The organism is Fictibacillus phosphorivorans (assembly GCF_007673525.1).
GTDB lineage: Bacteria > Bacillota > Bacilli > Bacillales > Fictibacillaceae > Fictibacillus > Fictibacillus phosphorivorans_C.
On sequence record NZ_VDZU01000001.1, the window covers coordinates 2,709,352 to 2,726,245 of the forward strand.

Annotated in this window: 24 protein-coding genes and 1 pseudogene; 9 read left to right on the forward strand and 16 right to left on the reverse strand. The window is 38.7% G+C overall.

Features of this window, described 5'->3' with window-relative positions; genetic code table 11:
* Positions 1-5 precede the first annotated feature (5 nt).
* Together FS458_RS13490 and FS458_RS13495 are read right to left on the reverse strand one after the other, a co-directional pair.
* A complete protein-coding gene (locus FS458_RS13490; protein ID WP_144701309.1) occupies positions 6-1,229 on the reverse strand; it encodes an MDR family MFS transporter in 1,224 nt (407 codons plus the stop codon).
* Between the two features lie 373 nt (positions 1,230-1,602).
* A complete protein-coding gene (locus tag FS458_RS13495; RefSeq protein ID WP_144701311.1) occupies positions 1,603-2,235 on the reverse strand; it encodes a DsbA family oxidoreductase in 633 nt (210 codons plus the stop codon).
* Positions 2,236-2,594: 359 nt separating this feature from the next.
* Here FS458_RS13495 and FS458_RS13500 point away from each other — a divergent pair, with 359 nt between their 5' ends.
* Both FS458_RS13500 and FS458_RS13505 read left to right on the forward strand, forming a co-directional pair.
* Positions 2,595-3,254, forward strand: coding sequence for a deoxynucleoside kinase (locus FS458_RS13500; RefSeq protein WP_144703591.1), 660 nt, complete (start codon positions 2,595-2,597; stop codon positions 3,252-3,254).
* A 46-nt stretch (positions 3,255-3,300) separates the two neighbouring features.
* The gene (locus tag FS458_RS13505) at positions 3,301-3,519 is read left to right on the forward strand and encodes a hypothetical protein (RefSeq protein ID WP_144701313.1); all 219 of its coding nucleotides are present in this window, start codon (positions 3,301-3,303) and stop codon (positions 3,517-3,519) included.
* A 22-nt stretch (positions 3,520-3,541) separates the two neighbouring features.
* On the opposite strand, the gene FS458_RS13510 is transcribed toward FS458_RS13505, so the two are convergent.
* The 5 genes from FS458_RS13510 to FS458_RS13530 all read right to left on the reverse strand — a co-directional run bounded on the left by FS458_RS13510 (position 3,542) and on the right by FS458_RS13530 (position 6,943).
* On the reverse strand, positions 3,542-3,889 hold the full coding sequence (locus FS458_RS13510; RefSeq protein WP_231607463.1) for a hydrolase: 348 nt from the start codon (positions 3,887-3,889) through the stop codon (positions 3,542-3,544).
* A gap of 53 nt (positions 3,890-3,942) precedes the next feature.
* On the reverse strand, positions 3,943-4,878 hold the full coding sequence (locus FS458_RS13515) for a magnesium transporter CorA family protein (RefSeq protein WP_186320551.1): 936 nt from the start codon (positions 4,876-4,878) through the stop codon (positions 3,943-3,945).
* Between the two features lie 78 nt (positions 4,879-4,956).
* The gene (locus tag FS458_RS13520; protein ID WP_144701317.1) at positions 4,957-5,331 is read right to left on the reverse strand and encodes a cupin domain-containing protein; all 375 of its coding nucleotides are present in this window, start codon (positions 5,329-5,331) and stop codon (positions 4,957-4,959) included.
* A gap of 11 nt (positions 5,332-5,342) precedes the next feature.
* Positions 5,343-5,765: a DUF1992 domain-containing protein gene (locus tag FS458_RS13525; protein WP_144701319.1), complete on the reverse strand. Its 423-nt coding sequence runs from the start codon at positions 5,763-5,765 to the stop codon at positions 5,343-5,345.
* A gap of 221 nt (positions 5,766-5,986) precedes the next feature.
* Complete coding sequence (locus FS458_RS13530) at positions 5,987-6,943, reverse strand: ABC transporter substrate-binding protein (protein WP_144701321.1); 957 nt, start codon at positions 6,941-6,943, stop codon at positions 5,987-5,989.
* Between the two features lie 184 nt (positions 6,944-7,127).
* Between FS458_RS13530 and FS458_RS13535 the strand changes: the two genes are divergently transcribed.
* The 6 genes from FS458_RS13535 (at position 7,128) to FS458_RS13560 (ending at position 11,854) form a co-directional block, all read left to right on the forward strand.
* The gene (locus FS458_RS13535) at positions 7,128-8,138 is read left to right on the forward strand and encodes a FecCD family ABC transporter permease (protein ID WP_144701323.1); all 1,011 of its coding nucleotides are present in this window, start codon (positions 7,128-7,130) and stop codon (positions 8,136-8,138) included.
* On the forward strand, positions 8,135-9,178 hold the full coding sequence (locus tag FS458_RS13540) for a FecCD family ABC transporter permease (RefSeq protein ID WP_144701324.1): 1,044 nt from the start codon (positions 8,135-8,137) through the stop codon (positions 9,176-9,178). Before FS458_RS13535 ends, FS458_RS13540 begins: the two co-directional genes overlap by 4 nt.
* Before the next feature lie 16 nt (positions 9,179-9,194).
* Positions 9,195-10,013: an ABC transporter ATP-binding protein gene (locus FS458_RS13545; protein ID WP_144701326.1), complete on the forward strand. Its 819-nt coding sequence runs from the start codon at positions 9,195-9,197 to the stop codon at positions 10,011-10,013.
* Positions 9,988-10,746, forward strand: coding sequence for an IucA/IucC family C-terminal-domain containing protein (locus tag FS458_RS13550; RefSeq protein WP_186320552.1), 759 nt, complete (start codon positions 9,988-9,990; stop codon positions 10,744-10,746). The genes FS458_RS13545 and FS458_RS13550 overlap by 26 nt, the downstream gene beginning before the upstream one ends.
* Positions 10,747-10,834: 88 nt before the next feature.
* Positions 10,835-11,119 (forward strand): hypothetical protein, encoded by a 285-nt coding sequence (locus FS458_RS13555; RefSeq protein ID WP_137789964.1) that lies wholly within the window; start codon positions 10,835-10,837, stop codon positions 11,117-11,119.
* 15 nt (positions 11,120-11,134) lie between these two features.
* Positions 11,135-11,854: a hypothetical protein gene (locus FS458_RS13560; protein ID WP_144701330.1), complete on the forward strand. Its 720-nt coding sequence runs from the start codon at positions 11,135-11,137 to the stop codon at positions 11,852-11,854.
* A gap of 34 nt (positions 11,855-11,888) precedes the next feature.
* Here the strand turns inward: FS458_RS13560 and FS458_RS13565 are convergent, their stop codons facing one another.
* The 3 genes and pseudogenes from FS458_RS13565 to FS458_RS13575 all read right to left on the reverse strand — a co-directional run bounded on the left by FS458_RS13565 (position 11,889) and on the right by FS458_RS13575 (position 12,882).
* The gene (locus FS458_RS13565) at positions 11,889-12,251 is read right to left on the reverse strand and encodes a cupredoxin domain-containing protein (protein WP_144701332.1); all 363 of its coding nucleotides are present in this window, start codon (positions 12,249-12,251) and stop codon (positions 11,889-11,891) included.
* A gap of 115 nt (positions 12,252-12,366) precedes the next feature.
* Positions 12,367-12,684, reverse strand: a pseudogene (locus FS458_RS13570) (redoxin domain-containing protein); the annotation flags it as partial.
* 15 nt (positions 12,685-12,699) lie between these two features.
* Positions 12,700-12,882 (reverse strand): hypothetical protein, encoded by a 183-nt coding sequence (locus FS458_RS13575; protein ID WP_144701336.1) that lies wholly within the window; start codon positions 12,880-12,882, stop codon positions 12,700-12,702.
* Positions 12,883-13,010: 128 nt separating this feature from the next.
* Here FS458_RS13575 and FS458_RS13580 point away from each other — a divergent pair, with 128 nt between their 5' ends.
* Positions 13,011-13,712, forward strand: a complete 702-nt coding sequence (locus FS458_RS13580) for a thermonuclease family protein (protein ID WP_144701339.1) — start codon at positions 13,011-13,013, stop codon at positions 13,710-13,712.
* Between the two features lie 52 nt (positions 13,713-13,764).
* Here the strand turns inward: FS458_RS13580 and FS458_RS21270 are convergent, their stop codons facing one another.
* The 6 genes from FS458_RS21270 to FS458_RS13610 form a co-directional block, all read right to left on the reverse strand.
* Positions 13,765-14,046: an adhesin gene (locus tag FS458_RS21270; RefSeq protein ID WP_144701341.1), complete on the reverse strand. Its 282-nt coding sequence runs from the start codon at positions 14,044-14,046 to the stop codon at positions 13,765-13,767.
* A 140-nt stretch (positions 14,047-14,186) separates the two neighbouring features.
* Positions 14,187-14,381, reverse strand: a complete 195-nt coding sequence (locus FS458_RS13590; protein WP_144701343.1) for a hypothetical protein — start codon at positions 14,379-14,381, stop codon at positions 14,187-14,189.
* 159 nt (positions 14,382-14,540) lie between these two features.
* Positions 14,541-15,125 carry a DedA family protein gene (locus FS458_RS13595; RefSeq protein WP_066392783.1) on the reverse strand — a complete coding sequence of 195 codons (585 nt, stop codon included), beginning with the start codon at positions 15,123-15,125 and terminating at the stop codon, positions 14,541-14,543.
* A gap of 376 nt (positions 15,126-15,501) precedes the next feature.
* A complete protein-coding gene (locus tag FS458_RS13600; protein WP_144701345.1) occupies positions 15,502-15,846 on the reverse strand; it encodes a fluoride efflux transporter FluC in 345 nt (114 codons plus the stop codon).
* Positions 15,843-16,232, reverse strand: a complete 390-nt coding sequence (gene crcB, locus FS458_RS13605) for a fluoride efflux transporter CrcB (protein ID WP_144701347.1) — start codon at positions 16,230-16,232, stop codon at positions 15,843-15,845. The genes FS458_RS13600 and crcB overlap by 4 nt, the downstream gene beginning before the upstream one ends.
* Before the next feature lie 47 nt (positions 16,233-16,279).
* Positions 16,280-16,702: a CBS domain-containing protein gene (locus FS458_RS13610; protein WP_066392775.1), complete on the reverse strand. Its 423-nt coding sequence runs from the start codon at positions 16,700-16,702 to the stop codon at positions 16,280-16,282.
* Positions 16,703-16,894: the final 192 nt, after the last annotated feature.

The window sequence follows — 16,894 nt, forward strand, 5'->3', positions numbered from 1 at the left end:
CTTTCTTAAGTTGAAGCAGATTGTTGTTTTAGGAGCGTTTTGCGGATACCTTCTCCGTATTGAAAGAATGGCAAGGACAGTAATGAGATAAGCGTTAGAATGCCAAACACATAAAATCCATGTTCAAAGCCAAACGTACTTAAAAGTAAGCCGCCAATCCACGGCCCCGCACTGAAACCGATCGATCGAAACGACATCGCTCCAAAATATGTACCTCTCATATGCTCAGGCGCTAAATCATCTAAAAGCACATCACTCATAACGAACACAATAATTTCTCCTACTGTTAAAAACACCATACTTATGACAAGAAAAACCCAATTCGTTGATAGTCCAAATCCAAGCAATGCAAGACTGAAAGCAAAACTCCCAAAACGAAGTGCATTCATCGGCTGAAATCGCCTTACATAGTTTGTGACTGGAAACTGAAGTAACAGGACAGTTATTGCATTTGTAACAACAAGGTACGCAAAAAGCTTAACCCCATTCTCGAACTGAGGTGAATTCCCTATATATTGCGCTAGAGTTGTATCCATTTGTGACTGTGCCATCATAACAATTGTATTTCCGATCAGAAAAAAAGCAAGCACTCTGTCTCTTGAAAGCACACTAATGGCAGACTTAATTGAGAACTTTCTCTCTTCCCCACCCTTTAACTCTTTGGAGTACCCTTTTAATGTAAATACAATTAATAATGCATATAAGAGATAAGCGATCGCAGTAATGTAAAAAGCTTGAGTTGAATTTGATGTACCTAGCTGCGTTCCTATAACCGGACCAACTGCAGCACCAACATTTATTGCAAAATATCGAGCATTGAAAACATGAAGCCGGTTTTCTTTTGTCGTTACATCTGCAAGCAATGCTCTAGAAATGGGTTCAAACCAAGAACGGCACAGTCCGTTTAACATGTTTAACACAAAGAAATGCCATACGAGGTCTGCTACAGCAAATCCAACAAACACGGCACTCCAAATGAAGATAGCAACTGTCATCACAGGAAGCCTCCCTATCCGATCAGATAGATAGCCCCCAAAGAAACCACCGAACGTACCCGTTAGAGCACTTACTCCAATTATCAATCCAACCATGGCTGGATCGATCCCTTTTTCATTGTACAAATAAATGGCTAAGAATGGCATAGTCATAAAAAATGCCGCTCGCGTAAACAATGTTCCAGCAACAATTACGATGACTGCTGGATGCCACTTTTTAAGAAAATCTCTCATCCCCATTCCTTCTCTCTTCTATTCTGTTACTTACTCTATCATTTTTTAATTGACTAGAAAAAGAATTTTTACAAATTTTGAAACTTTTCCATTTTTCCTTCGTCTTATATAGGTGTACCCCCCTTTCCCGAAAAAAGCCCTCCCCTAATTTAGGGCTTTTTTCATTTTAAACAATTGCCCTTTAGTCCGTCAGCGCGACTTTGTCACAAAGTGATAACGTTTATCAAAAAAATCACATATTCGTCCATTTTTAATGAGACCTTGCTATATTATAGACATCCCTATCAACAACCCCCTTTTTTCATTGTTAAGAACGAAAAAGAGCGCTAAGAAGGACGACCTTCTAAGCGCTCTTTTTTCATCATTTTTACTTTTATTCACATTCGTCGCCATCACAAAATTCAAATTTCGCATCCCTAATAGCGCCTCTTAATGCACGTTCGATATTAGCTTGAGGATGCAGCCCCTTCAATACTCTCTCACCGATAATAATAGTAGGGACTGCTGATATATTAAGGTCTTCTGTGGCTTCTTTCTGAATCCTCTCTCTTTCTTGCTTAAATTCACGAGATTCCAATGCATGTTGAAAGGACTTGCCGTCGAGGCCGATTTCTTCAGCAATGTTTTGAAGTACATCAATCTTTCCGATATCTTTTCCGTTTTGATAAAAAGATTTAAAAACAAGATGAGCATATTCTCTTTCCTTGTTGTGCCTTTTAGCAAACAATAATCCTTCATGAGCAAAGAAAGTATGAGGTTGAGGAGATACTTCTGGCAATATCATATCAACACCCATTTTCTTTGATAGAGGCTGAACAGACTCTTGCCACGATCTTTGTAAATAATCTTCTTCAGGACGTAATGTTTTCTGTGGAAATGGTCTGAGTTCGTATGGCATCCACTCAATCTCAACATCCTTATCTTCGGTTGCTTTTAATAATGGCGTTTCTGCTAAGTAACAATATGGACAAACAAAATCAGAATAAACTTTTATTTGTATGGTCATGTTTAATATCCCCTTTATTACAACTTCAGTTCTATGTTTTATTGTTTTCACTTGTGACGCTTATGATATTTCCACCGCAATATATGTTCAAGCAATAAGACTTATCACTATACCGGCAAAACTCCCATTTCTTTAAAATCAAGTAATGGTGTTGTTCAGAGTTTCCAGTATTATAAAATGATTAATAAAAACAACCTCTGTTCACCTTTTGTATTACATGATATATTTAGAAAGGCTTTATCGCTTACATACCATATATTGATATTTTAAAACTTATGAATACATATGATCTACACAAGTCGCATCACTGGCTACAGTGCCTATGAAGCACCATTTTAGGAGGATATACCGTGATTTTAATGGCAGGTATGATCGGTACAGGTAAGTCTACATATGCTGAATTCTTGAGCGAGCAGCTAGGAAGCTCTATCTTTTATGAAAGTGTCGTTGACAATCCTATTTTACCCGATTATTACAAAAACCCGAAGCGATGGGCTTTCCCGCTTCAAATATATTTCTTAAACACACGTTTTAAGACGATTCGTGAAGCTCGTACAAGTCCAGACAATGTTCTGGATCGAAGCCTCTACGAAGATCTAATCTTTGCAGAACTGAACTTTGATTCAGGAAACATGACACAGCTTGAATTTGACACATATAAAGACTTACTTGAAACGATGATGAACGAAATCGACAAAACTCCAAAGTCACGTCCAGATTTGCTTGTCTATTTGGATAGTGATTTTGAGACAGCATTAAGCCGTATTCAACAAAGAGGTCGCTCATATGAGCAAGTAGAAGAGAATCCTGAACTACTGGCATACTACAAAACCCTTCATGCTAAATATAAAGATTGGATCTTGGCCTACGATAAAACCCCTGTATTGATTATTGAAAGTGATCAATATAACATATTTAGTAAAGAAGATCAGGATAAAATCCTTACACTTGTAACGAATGAACTGACACGTCTTGAATCGTTAAAGCAACCTTCATTTCTTATGCATGAAAGCCGCTAAAACCACAAACACTACTAGGACAAACAAGGTTTAAGGAGTGAACATATTGTTTACAATGTTCTTTATTTTGTTATCTGTCCTTGTAGCCGCTATAGGTCTCTGGTGGACGATGAAAATTGCAAAAAAACAAAAAGTGTATACAGAAGATGAGGTAAACCCTGCCGTCTCGAGACATACTGCATTGTTGAATCCCGTTTTTATTGCACTAGCCGGCTTTACTATCGTAATTGGCCTCATCATCTACATTGCTTATTTTATTTATTAACAACGTAAAGACCAAAAGACATTTAGTCTTTTGGTCTTTTTTCTAAATCTTGAGGTTTCTCTGGATTCCAAAAACTCATACTTTCGATAAAGCGACGTGTTTCCTCTTGACCAAGGTCATGAATCATCTGATAGGCTTCTCTTAGTTTCTCATCATATCTGTCATTATCTGAGTCGTTTGAATAAGGAACGTATGGTAAGTGTGATCTTACAAAAGTATCATTTGCTGTACTGTCTAATTCACTGAACTTCCTTTCAAGATGCCTTACATCTTCATCAGAGGCAGAAATTTCAAACTGAAACGTTGAAGCCGTTTTGATGGGAAGAATCTCGCCGGTTTCCACATTAATGTAATACGGTCTTTTTTCCATTCTTCACGTCCTCCTTTTTCTTTATTTTCCTCAGCTCATACGTTTTTATGTAGTCACCACCATTTTTTCTTCTTAAAATAGCTCATGATTACAACAGGCAAAACGAAACAAAGAGTTAAAACGTAAAAATACCCATAGTGCCATTTAAGTTCAGGTATGTATTCAAAGTTCATGCCATAAAGGCCTGCGATAAATGTAAGGGGAATGAAAACAGCACTAACGAGCGTCAACGTTTTCATGATTCTATTCATGTGATCGGACTTTAAAGACATTTGCAGATCTAAAATTCCTTTTAAATTTTCTTTAAAACTGTCAAAAGCATTTGTTACTCTTGAGAAGGAGGATAGCAGATCTTTAAAATAAAAACCTGATTCTTCATTTGCGTATTCAAAGTCATCATGACCCATTTTCTGTATGATGCCCTCTTCTGCTTCAACATATTGTCTTAGCTTGTGTAAGCGGGTCTTCCAACGATACACGTCCCGTCCGATCTCACGTTTTTGTGGATCAATAAACACACTCTTTTCGAGCTCTAAAAACTCATCTGAAAGCTGATCAACAACTTCTAGATAGGAATTAACGATATCCTTCATCAGATAGTACAGCATATAGCTAACATGTTTCATGTGTTCAGGATTGTTCGTGAAATCTTTTACTAGCTGTTCCCTAAAGGAAATTTCGTGTTCACTCATAACAATCAAATACTTATCACCGATTAGAAGGTTAATCCTAATCGGTTCATAATTTTCAGATCCCAAATAAAACGTTGAAACAACAGCATGATTGCTATAAACATTAAGTTGTGGATGTTCAGAAAAATTCATAAAAGCATTCTTAGCTAAAGGGTGAAGATCTAGCTGCTCTAATATATTGTCTTGATTCATTTCTTTAAGAGATTGATAAAACATCCAGATGGTTTCGTTCTCTTTTGGCATGTCAAAGTGTTCAATTCGTTCGGTTTGATTCGTAACCTCTTTATACATTAACATCTCATGAACTCCTGGCCGTTTTTTCTCTATCTTTCCCATAAGTTCAAGTTCACATGACAAAAAAATAACCCTTTATGTTTAAAGGGTCACTGTACTAATACTTTTTACTTTTTTCACAACTACTCTATCTCCTTGTGCAGGTGGATGAGAAGTTAAAAGAAACTCAACAGGCAAACTCGATTCGTTTCGAACTTGATGGGTTGTCCCTGCAGGAATATCTAATCCTTGATGGGCGCTAAGGATAATTTCTTCACCATCTTTTTCGATCAACAGTTCTCCGTTTAAAACAAAGAAAAATTGATGGGAAAACACGTGATAATGTCTTACCTCAGCTGTTTGTGGGGGCATTCTTTCTTGTATGATGCTTAGGTTCTCTTGCTTTAGAAGGTGCCAGCCATCACATGCATCTCCCCATTGATAATGTTCTGCATTTAATGTACTTTTCTTTGCCATACACCCTCCAATTATTTATTCAAAACGTCCTCCAGGTTTATCTTCATCCTTTGTGCACTAGGTGGACAAGTTAAGTTATACTGAAAGACTTTTTGGTTAATGGTCTCTACGGTCTTTTTAATGTTGAATTCTACGGTATACGTATTCAGCTCCTCTTTTAGTACGTCTATCTCTTGACCAAGTTTCACCCAACTCGGGAGAATGTTATTATCTTTCATTACTTTATGAAGACGCTTCTCGGGATTATAAGTAAGATCTTCATCTAGGTTAAGAGGCTTACCTAAGCCTTCTAAATCATCAAATGCACCTTCTTTACGGGCACGGTTAACGATGGCTGTAATGTGATCTTCGTAAAACCAAGCATTGGTTTGCTCGTCTTTCATTAAGATCTCACGTTGCTGCAGTTCCTTTTCAAGCGATGGTTTTTTGTTCATTACAAAAACCTCCAGGAATAAATTTATTTCTATACTTATACATTATGTTTATTATTCCTCTTCCCTTGGAAAACTTATGGCAGATTTATTGCAAAATTGTGTACAAATTAAGAACGCCTTTCCTACAGCTTAACTTCATCCAAGTACATTTATAGGTAAAAACTGGAGTCAGCTGAAGAAGAAAAAAGGAAGCGACTGCTCGCTCCCTCTCTGTTACACCCTTATTTTTTTAAGAAGTACTTCTCAAGATCATCTAACATCAAGTTTGCAGCTTTCACTCCACCTGCTGTATTCCAGATTGAATCACTTACCTTGTATGCTTTATCTGCTTTTACAACCTCAAGGTTCTTCCAAAGCGGATTGCCTGTCCATTCTTTTTCTGTATCAGTCGCTTTTCCGTCACCTTCTTCATAAGTGAAGTAGAACAAAATATCTCCATTCATATCAGGAATACGTTCTTGTGTAACTTCTTCCATAAAATCATCGTTGTTTTGATCACCAGGACGTGCAAATCCAATTTGATCAAGAATCACACCTGAGAAAGAATCTTTGTGATAGATACGAGATGTTCCTGGCAAGAAACGAACCACTGAAACTTCTGTTTGTAATTGATCTGCTGCCTCTTTCTTCATATCTTCAATACGCTTGTCGAATGCAGCTAGAACTTCTTTTCCTTTTTCTTCTTTATCTAAAGCTTTTGCGTATAGTTCAAAGTTGATCTTCCAATCACCACGAAGTTCTTCTGCAAAAACAGTCGGCGCAATTTTATTTAGTTCATCATATTGCTTTTCTTGACGCTGCTTGTTTCCAATGATTAGGTCAGGTTTTAAAGCTGCGATTTTCTCAACATTTACAGTACTCTCGTCACCTACGACTTCTACGCCTTTCATGTCATCCTTAATGTGATCATACCAAGGATCACCTAACCAAGATTTAACGGCTCCAACCGGTTTTACGCCAAGAGCGAGAACTGCTTCAGTACCTTCGTTTGTTAAGACAACTACTCGCTTGTTTTCCTTAACTTCTGTTGTACCCATCGCATGTTCAACTTTATAGGAAGAAGAGGATCCTTCTGACTTTTCTTCTTTTTCTTTATCTTTTCCTCCACATGCTGCTAGTGCAAGCATTAACGTTAACACAGCTGCGAAAGCAAGCCATTTGTATGTAATTTTTTTCATTCGATTTTCTCTCCCCTTTTTATAATGTAAATGATAATGAGAATCAATTACAATTCGTATCATAAACTGATATGAATACGTTGTCAATAACTAAATGATAATGATTTTCAAAGTCATTGACAGATACACACTTTACTTTTAAACTGATAAATGAGAATAACTTTCATTATTAAAAGAGGCTCTAATGAACGGAATATTATACGGAAATAAAATTAAAGCAGCTGGACTTATCCTAGGCGTAATGATTGCGCTCATCATTATGGTGCTGAGTGTGGTACTCGGTTACACCAATACTTCACTTAAACAAGCCATTGAAGCGTATACAGCCTTTAACGGTTCGAACGAACATTTGATCATTCAACTTTCTCGGGTTCCGCGTTCACTTGTAGGTATGGCTGTCGGAATCTCATTAGGGATTGCCGGGGTCCTCATGCAAGCGCTCACTCGAAATCCAATTGCATCTCCAGATATCTTTGGTGTGAATGCCGGAGCCGGATTCTTTATTGTTTTTGGTGTTACTTTCCTTGGGATCTCATCTATACAGCAGTTTATGTGGATCGGTTTTTTAGGAGCTGCAGTTGCTGCAGGATTGGCTTATGCATTAGGTTCCGCAGGACAAGGTGGACTAACACCCGTCAAACTAACACTTGCAGGAGCTGTTATGGCCGCACTTTTTGCATCCCTCACGCAAGGTATGCTCGTCACCAATGAAAAAGCACTAGATGAGGTTTTATTCTGGCTCGCTGGTTCAGTTGAAGGAAGAAAACTTTCTATGCTAGCAGCTGTCTTACCTGCACTTATTATCGCTTGGCTCATATCCATCTTATTATCAAGGCAGTTAAACGCCTTTGCGCTTGGTGAAGATGTTGCCATCAGTTTAGGTCAAAAAACAGTAGTGTTTAAACTAGCGGCGGCTCTCATGGTTATCATATTAGCAGGAGGATCAGTTGCGATAGCTGGACCTATCAGTTTCATAGGGATCGTCGTTCCTCACTTTGCTAGATATTTAGTAGGAAATGATCACCGCTGGATCGTGCCATACTCTGCCATCATCGGAGGTATAATGCTCGTCGTTGCAGATATAGGAGCACGTTATATTATCATGCCTGAAGAAGCACCTGTAGGGGTTGTAACAGCTCTGATTGGTACACCATTCTTCATATATATTGTTCGAAAAGGAATATTTCAAAAATGAGAAAGTACTGGGTTTTACAGCGTAAATCATTTTCTTTTTTAGTTGATAAAAAAACGACTGTTAGCATATTTGCTCTCATTCTTGCGGCAGTAGTTGCCATGTTAATTAGTATCGGTGTCGGTGATATGTATATCCCACCGTGGGATGTATTTCAAGCATTATTAGGAACAGGAATTGATATTAACCAGCTCATCATACTTGAGTTTAGACTTCCAAGGGTACTAGTCGCTTTTATAGCAGGAGCTTCGCTTGCTCTCTCTGGTGCCATCTTGCAAGGTATTATCCGCAACCCGCTAGCCTCTCCAGATATGATCGGAATAACTGGTGGAGCCGGTTTTGCAGCTGTCGCTTTTCTAACGATGTTCAGTGATGATTCTAACAACCTATTATTAAGCATCAATTATTTACCATTGTTTGCTTTCGGTGGCGCGACGATTGTTGCTTTCTTGATTTATGTATTAGCTTGGAAAGACGGCGTAACACCAATACGTCTCATATTGATCGGCATCGGACTCATGGCTTTATTACAAGCTTTAACTACGCTCATGATGCTCATCGGCCCGATTTACAGAGCGAGTCAAGCCACAATATGGCTTACCGGAACGGTGTACGGTACATCCTGGAACGAAGTAAAAGCATTGCTGCCTTGGTTTATAGGAATGTTACCTATCTTAGTCCTTCTCGTACGCCGATTGAACGTCCAAGGATTTGGTGATGATCTTACAAAAGGAGCAGGAATCTCCGTCCACCGTGAACGATTTTTACTTTTGATGGTCTGCACGGCTTTAGCCGGTTCAGCAGTCGCATTTGCAGGAGCGATGGGGTTTGTTGGACTTATCGGACCACATATCGCTAGAAGAATTTCAGGCTCGTCGTTCGGCGGCTTGCTCCCAGCTTCGGCTTTGATCGGTGGTATCATGGTCGTTTTGGCAGACCTTGCCGGACGTACCTTGTTCTCACCTTTAGAAGTACCTGCCGGTGTTTTTACAGCGGCGATCGGTGCTCCCTACTTTATCTATCTATTATTTAAAAACCAATAACAGGAGTGGATGACAGATGGCTGTACTAACAACCTCTAACCTAACTTTAGCTTATGGAAAAGAACCGATTATCGACGAGTTGAACCTGCAGATTCCAAAAGGTAAAATCACCGTCTTGATCGGAAGCAATGGTTGTGGAAAATCCACTCTGTTACGCTCTATGGCAAGACTATTAACTCCTAAAGGTGGCCATGTTTTGCTAAATGGTAAAGATGTAGCGAAACGGTCTACAAAACAAGTAGCAAAAGAACTGGCGATCCTGCCGCAAGGACCAATTGCTCCAGAAGGGTTAACTGTTCTACAACTGGTGAAGCAAGGACGCTTTCCATATCAATCTTGGCTGCAACAATGGTCACAAGAAGACGAACAAGCCGTAATGAACGCGCTTCGTGCGACAAATCTTATTCCTTATATGGAAACACCTGTTGATTCACTTTCAGGTGGTCAGCGTCAGCGTGCTTGGATCGCTATGACACTGGCTCAAGGAACAGAGACGATTCTATTGGATGAACCTACTACCTACTTAGACATGACACATCAAATTGAGATTCTCGATCTGCTATTTGAGTTAAATGAAAGTGAAAAGCGAACAATAGTTATGGTGCTTCATGATTTGAATCTTGCATGCCGTTATGCTCATCATATTGTTGCGATTCAAGACAAAACCGTCTACGCAGAGGGTGCACCTGAAGATATTATGAATGAACAATTAGTAGAAGATGTATTCCAGATGTCGAGTACCGTGATTCCTGATCCAGTTTTCGGCACACCAATGTGTATTCCATATGGAAAGGGGCGAGTCGTTCGACATGTCAATACTCCTCAGTACGCCTAAGTCAAACGGTTGGACAGCAGAAGAAAAAAATCATATCAGTTCAAACTATCGCTTCTCCTTTCAAGCACCATATGAGAATGAAGTTGTCGTTTCTGCCGAACAGCTGTTGAACGATGAGCACCTGCTTCAGTTTTTGGATCAAACAGGACCGCGTATCGGTTCGAATAAACGCCCTGTGACTGCATCTCTATTCTTTAAGCGCTATGCGTATTGCAGTTTAACTTCCTGTTTATATGGAATGACCATTCTTAATAAGTCATTCGATATGAACATAAAAAATGTATATCTTATCGATCACAACTCAGACAGCATGTGGCTTCCATCATTCACACTGAAAGATGCATCTGCTCACATCGCTGACGAAAACAGGGCAGATTGGCGCTCTTCTGTCATTGAATCACTTTTTAAAGAAAATATGTCTGTCATGTTGAATCATATTGCAAGCACTGCACGTATCTCAAAAGCAACTCTTTGGGAGAACGCTTGGATCTACATACGCTGGGTATATGAAACGTGGTTAACAGAAGAGCATCCAGCAGAAGTTAAGCAAAGGATCCAAGAAGATTATGCGTTCTTTATGGAAGCACCTGCTTTTCATTTTGGGTTAACAAAAAACCCGTTCCAACGTTTTACAGTCCCCGTCGGCTGTGGACCTACTAAGACTCGTAAGACTTGCTGCCTATATTACAAAACAGATAACGGGACTTGTTGTTCTACATGTCCAAAGCGATAAAATCGAGGCTATCTGACCTCGGTTTTTTGTTTTTTCTTGATTGATTTCGGGTAATTTAGTATAGATAGATTGATTGGAGGCGATTGTATTGATGTGGTTATGGATTTTCTTAGCTGTATGCGCAGCTGCAGCTCTATTTATTTTAATTCCAGGAATTAAGGCTATGAAGGAATCAATGGGTACTGTTCAACAAATGAAGAGCACTGGTGACAGCATTACCGCTCGGATGAATGATGTAAAAACACAGCAGCAACTTCTTCAAGAAAAGAAAGATTACTTAAGATATGACATTTACCAAAAGAAAAATAGTTTTTCAGCTGTTAAAGAAGGATTCACAGATTTAAAAGATACCTTTAAGAAAATAAAAAGCTAAAGGAATAGGATAACCATGCGTTTTACAACTTTTGTAATGGCGGCGATCGAACAGCCTGATGATGAAACATTGAGTGAATTGCACGAGGAAGAATTGCCCTCTTATGAAATCTCTAAAAAAGGGTTGTACACCGCATATTCCTTGGAGTCTGGCGAACGGTTAATTAAGGACGAAGATACGTGGTATGTGTGTGCTTCTTTTGAAAGAAAAACGCTTCATGAGATCAAATATGGTAGGCAGCTTTTTGCGCCACCTTATGCGGAAATTCCTATGGAACAACTACCTTTTGTAGAGTTGCTGCAGCGAAATAATTGGACTCCGTTACATGTTCATTATGATAAAGCATTGTGTCATGTCATAGCTGAAGTAGAGGACATGGATTCCGTTTCATTAGAATTTCAATCCAGACTGGCACATGCTGATGGTGATGACGATCCGCAAGTGGCACACTCTCTTCATTACATTGAATCTAAGCTGAACGGTAAGCGCACACGCTTCATATCAGGCTGGGAGTCTCACTCTTTTGCAACGATAACGGAAAGTAACGAATTTGCTCAAAATATTCTCCTTCCTACGTCTTCTTGGCTCTATCTTTTGTATTTTGAACATTTTCTACATCACAAAGGATCGGTTCCATCAGATCAGATGATGCCAAGATTGTTAGGTAATCTGTGGGCGTCTACAGGAAATGTAGTTCCTTATAATGTGGAGCTTGTACAGATTAAAAAGTTATAATTAAAGCCTCTAGCATTAGCTAGAGGCACATTATTTATTTTACAACAAGTTTTGATACCATATCTGCATGACCGTTTCCACAAGGAACGCTGCATCGAAGAGTATATTCACCAGGCTTTAAATTTACAACATCAGAAGAACCACCTGTTACGTTCACGTCTTCTCCCTCAATCATAACCGCGTGGTTGCCATCAACGTTTTCAAGTTTAAGAGCTACGTCTTTATTTGCTGGAATTTCATATTCTTTTTTATCGAACTTAAAATTGCTAGCTTCAATTGTGATCGTTTCTTCAGCATTCTTTGTACTTTTTTCCTTGTCTTTTCCTCCACCGCAAGCTGCCAGTATTCCAATTGCAAGAATTGCGATCGCTGCAAGCCATAAAGATTTTTTAAGCATGGAAAATCCCTCCTAGAGTCTTTCTTCCTTCATTATAACCCCATTTTACAACAACTAGTATGGAGAAACTGTGACAGATAACATATGCGAAAAAAATAGTCCGATAATTGCCGGACTATTTTTCTAACTTTTTATATTCTTCATGGATTTGTTTTGACGTTTGATCGATCTCTTCTCCCCAATGGTCGTTCACCTTAGTCACGATAACCTTTCCTTTCTTATCGATCAGTGCGTACCCACGCTTAGCTACACTGTCCCCTTTCATATCTAGATGATCAATAAGCTTAAATTCGGGATCTGATAAGAATGGAAATCCAGGTTTCATCTCTTGATGAAGGACAGACAAATGCTCAACCGTATCAGAGCTTACCGCATAAATATTTACATCCATATCTTTAAATTCACCAATATTTTCATTCAGCTGAACTAGCTGCTTTTGGCAGAGTCCTCAGCCAGCTGTTGTAAATAAAAAAATGAGTGATGGTTTGTCAGAAGGAAAAACAACCACTGGTTCACCGTTTTGGTTTACTAGCTTTGCTTCTTTTATTTTTGAATCATTTCCACATCCAGCAACCACAAGCATAAGAACGATAGCTACGCATATATTGAAATTTTTATGTATCTTTTTCATGCCAATCCCCTTTCGGAAAAACTCTAAAACAGTTAAGTATGGTAATCTATAACCTCTACGATCTATCTTTTATTATAATGGTAAATGGTAAAGCATATACAATAAAACTTAAAATGAAGGATGTTTACATGTTAAAAACTAAATGGCTAGTGTCTATATTTAGTGCCGTACTCTTTATATCTGGGTGTAGCTATCTAAACTCTGAAGATGGAAAAAGAATACCTGTAAAAGTTGCAAAGGTTGTTGATGGAGATACGATTAAAGTACGAGTTGATGGGAAACTTGAGACTGTTCGCTTCCTCCTCGTCGATACACCAGAAAGCGTTCACCCTTCCAAACCTGTTCAGCCATTTAGCAAAGAAGCTAGTACATACACACAAGGTATACTTAAAGATGCTAATGTTGAGTTAGAACTTGGGATAGGAGAAAGAGATAAATACGGTCGCCTTCTCGCTTATGTGTTTGCAGATGGGCAAAGCGTACAGGAAAATCTGTTAAAGCACGGATTAGCACGTGTCGCTTATGTATTTGAACCAAATACAAAATATGTCGATCAATACGACCGTATTCAAAAACAAGCCCAAAAAGAAGGTGTAGGTATTTGGAGCGTAGAGAACTATGTTCAAGAAGAAGGTTATATATTTGATGAAGAAGCACAACCTGAGATAGCGACAAACCAAGAATGCACGATAAAAGGAAATATTAACTCTTCTGGAGATAAGATTTATCACCTGGAAAGTGGACGATATTATAAAATTACAAAACCAGAAAAATGGTTTTGCACAGAAAGAGAAGCCGTTGATTCAGGTTTCAGAAAATCTAAACAATAACAATAATAAAACCGCAAGTGACTATCATTGAAGTCACTTGCGGTTTTATTTGTTAACAACAGTCGTCCTGTCCGAGCATTACAAGACCTGATCCATGTTTAGAATCTTCAAAGTCTAGTTTTAATGTGGAAGTCTGTTCTTTGATTCTTGGATCAAAAGCCACTCGAATTCCGTTGATTTCTTCAATAATGTCTGAGTTTTCAGGCTCATCCAGAGCCAGGCCAAGCTTAGGACCGCCTCAGCCCATACCTGAAAAGTAAACTCTTATTCCATTGGCGTTGTTCATTTCAAGCACTTCTTCTATATATTTCTTTGCGCTTAATGTTATATCCATAACCATCACCTCTTACAAGAAGTATAACGCAGATGTGTGGTCATCGTCTAAGAAAGGGCATAATTAATTCAGTATATAGGTAGAAATGTATATCAAAGGTGTCCACTGGAGAAGGACAAAGTTGATGAAAATGTAATTGTCTAGGGTCTGTCCCCTCCTCGCAGTTGTTTCAGCACTTGCTCGATATCTTTGGCTGTGAATCCGCAGATTTCCATCGCTTCAGACACTTTCGCAGCGATGTTTTCTTTCCCTTGGTGTTCTTTAATGCGCAGAAGCAACTCATTCACTTTTGCAGCATTATACGTTTCATGGTAACTCTTAATAAATGTATCCATCTCCATTTCACTCCTTTCGTTTTATTTGCGGTAGCCATATATATGTTTTGTACATCCCTCGTTAGAATTTGTCTATGCAATTAATTGTCTGAAGAATAATAAAAAAGCCTGATACATAATACCAGGCTTTCACAGATAGATTCGAATGAATAATAATGACTATTTCTTCTTCACTTTATAAAGAATGAACAAAAAGATGACAACTACTGCTATTATCATAATACCGCGTGTGTAAGGAGCTGCGATTGTTTTAATATCTTCCCAGTTGGAGCCAAGACGGCTACCCAATTCAATAAAGAAAATCGACCATGGAATAACAGCTAAGGTTGTAAACAATGTAAACTTAGCGAATGACATTTTTGCGATCCCTGCTGGAATGCTGATCGCATGTCTTACAACCGGAATAAATCGCGCAAAAAAGATGACACCTGTTCCGTATTTATTGAACCATCTCTCCGATAAATCGATCTGCTTTTTAGAGATTAGTACATACTTTCCATATTTCTCAAGAAACGGACGACCACCGTAATAGCCCATCCAATACAAGAAAAGCTGTGCTAGTGTTCCTCCGATCGTACCGGCAATCACACTCAACGTGAAGTTCAAGTGTCCCTGTGACACCATATATCCTCCATAAGATAACACCAGCTCACTCGGAATCACTTCAACCATCAAACCAAGCGCGATTCCTAAGTGTCCTAAACTCATAATCCATTCTAATAGAGAAATCACTAAATCTTTCATTATGTCTCCTTTTATGTTTTCATTGGCTGTTTACGTATTCAATGCTGCTTATGAAAGTAGTTGATTTCCGTTACAGATGCTCGCTTTCCGCGGGGCAGGCGGTGAGCCACATTCGTACGTTTCCGTATAAGTGTCTCACCTGGCTAGTTGCAGTGGCTAGCCCCTCGAGGTCAAAAGTTAAATAGCCCAGAAGGCATAGTGCGCCTTCATAGCCTATTTACTTTTGCTGGTCGGGGCTGAACGAGCCACTTCCACTTTTCGGACTCCCCGCCTGTCCTAGCCGAGAGTCTCACATCTTCCACTACAATCAAAAGTCAAAGAAGGAAATAATACTTAATGCAACAACCTTTTAGGAAACAGCCTTTTGAAAATCTTTTCATTTTATTCCGATAACAAAGCCAGTCCAAGCTGCTACTAATCCTAATATATATGTAAGAAACAAATACGTTAGACCTCTTTTAGCATGACTCTTTAATAGAGTAACAGCTTCGAATTGCAAGGTGGAGAACGTGGTAAGAGCTCCCAAGAACCCGGTCGCATAAAGTGAACTTAATAATTCGTCTCCCTCTTCTGCTACATACCACCCTAAAAGAAACGATCCCACAATGTTAACAGCTAACGTACCCCATGGAAAATCCCTGTTCAGGCTTTGACTAACTAAGAAACGTATAACTGCACCCAATGCTCCACCTGCGGCTACTGCTATCGTTTGTCCTATCATTGTTCTGCACCTGCTTTACTGCGTGTAATGGAACCCAATTTCATTCCAAGGTATATCGCGAGAACACCAGTAATTGCACTGGCTGCAAAATACAAGAATGCCGTCCTATAAAGCTGTTCCTCAATCAATAACACAATTTCTGTATTAAATGTCGAAAATGTTGTAAAAGAACCGATTACACCTGTTTGCAGGGCGAGTATGAGATAGTTGTTCTGAGTTTTTTTCACACCATATATAACAAACCAGCCTAAAAGAAAACTGCCGATTACGTTTACAAAAAAAGTAGGAAAGGGAAAAGATGCTTCTGGATTGTAAAGAAAGAGACCGCACCAAAAACGCAGCAATGCCCCTACAATTCCACCCAATGCCACTGCAAGTATCTTCATTTAGGAATAATCCTCCTGTATGTACAAAAAGATTAAGACATTCAGCCTTAATCTTTCGTAACTTCTTTATTCCAGATTAAATTTGCACAATACTTGATGATGTCTCGTCTTCTAATAATTCCAATAAAATGGCCGTCATCATCTGTAACAGGTATAAAATTTTGGTCGGTAGACAAAGTAATAAGATCTTCCATGTTAGAGTTGATGGAAACAGATATATTGTTTATACGCTGAGGTACATTCACTAACTTTGTCTTTAATACCTCATCATACCCTTTGTCAAAGGCTTCTCTAAGTTTCCATAGAAGATCGCCTTCTGTTAACGTTCCTATGTAACGGCCTTCTTCTGAGACAAGAGGCACAGAGGTGTACTTGTGGTAGGATAACTTTTCAAGTGCCTGTCTCATCGTTGCTTCTGGGTTCAAATACTTCACTTCATCTTTAGGCAACAAATAAAAAGCAATATTCATGTTAGTACGCGCTCTCCTTTTTAAGCCTGATTCACGCTTATTTAAACGCTTAGATAAAAAACACCTTCTTTATTATACCAAAAAGGACTTCTATCTGCTTTATAAATCACTACCCTTTAGAGATTCGTTTTAGACGATATATTTTATATCTACTGAAAAAACTTTAAATGTAACAAATAACATTTTACAAAT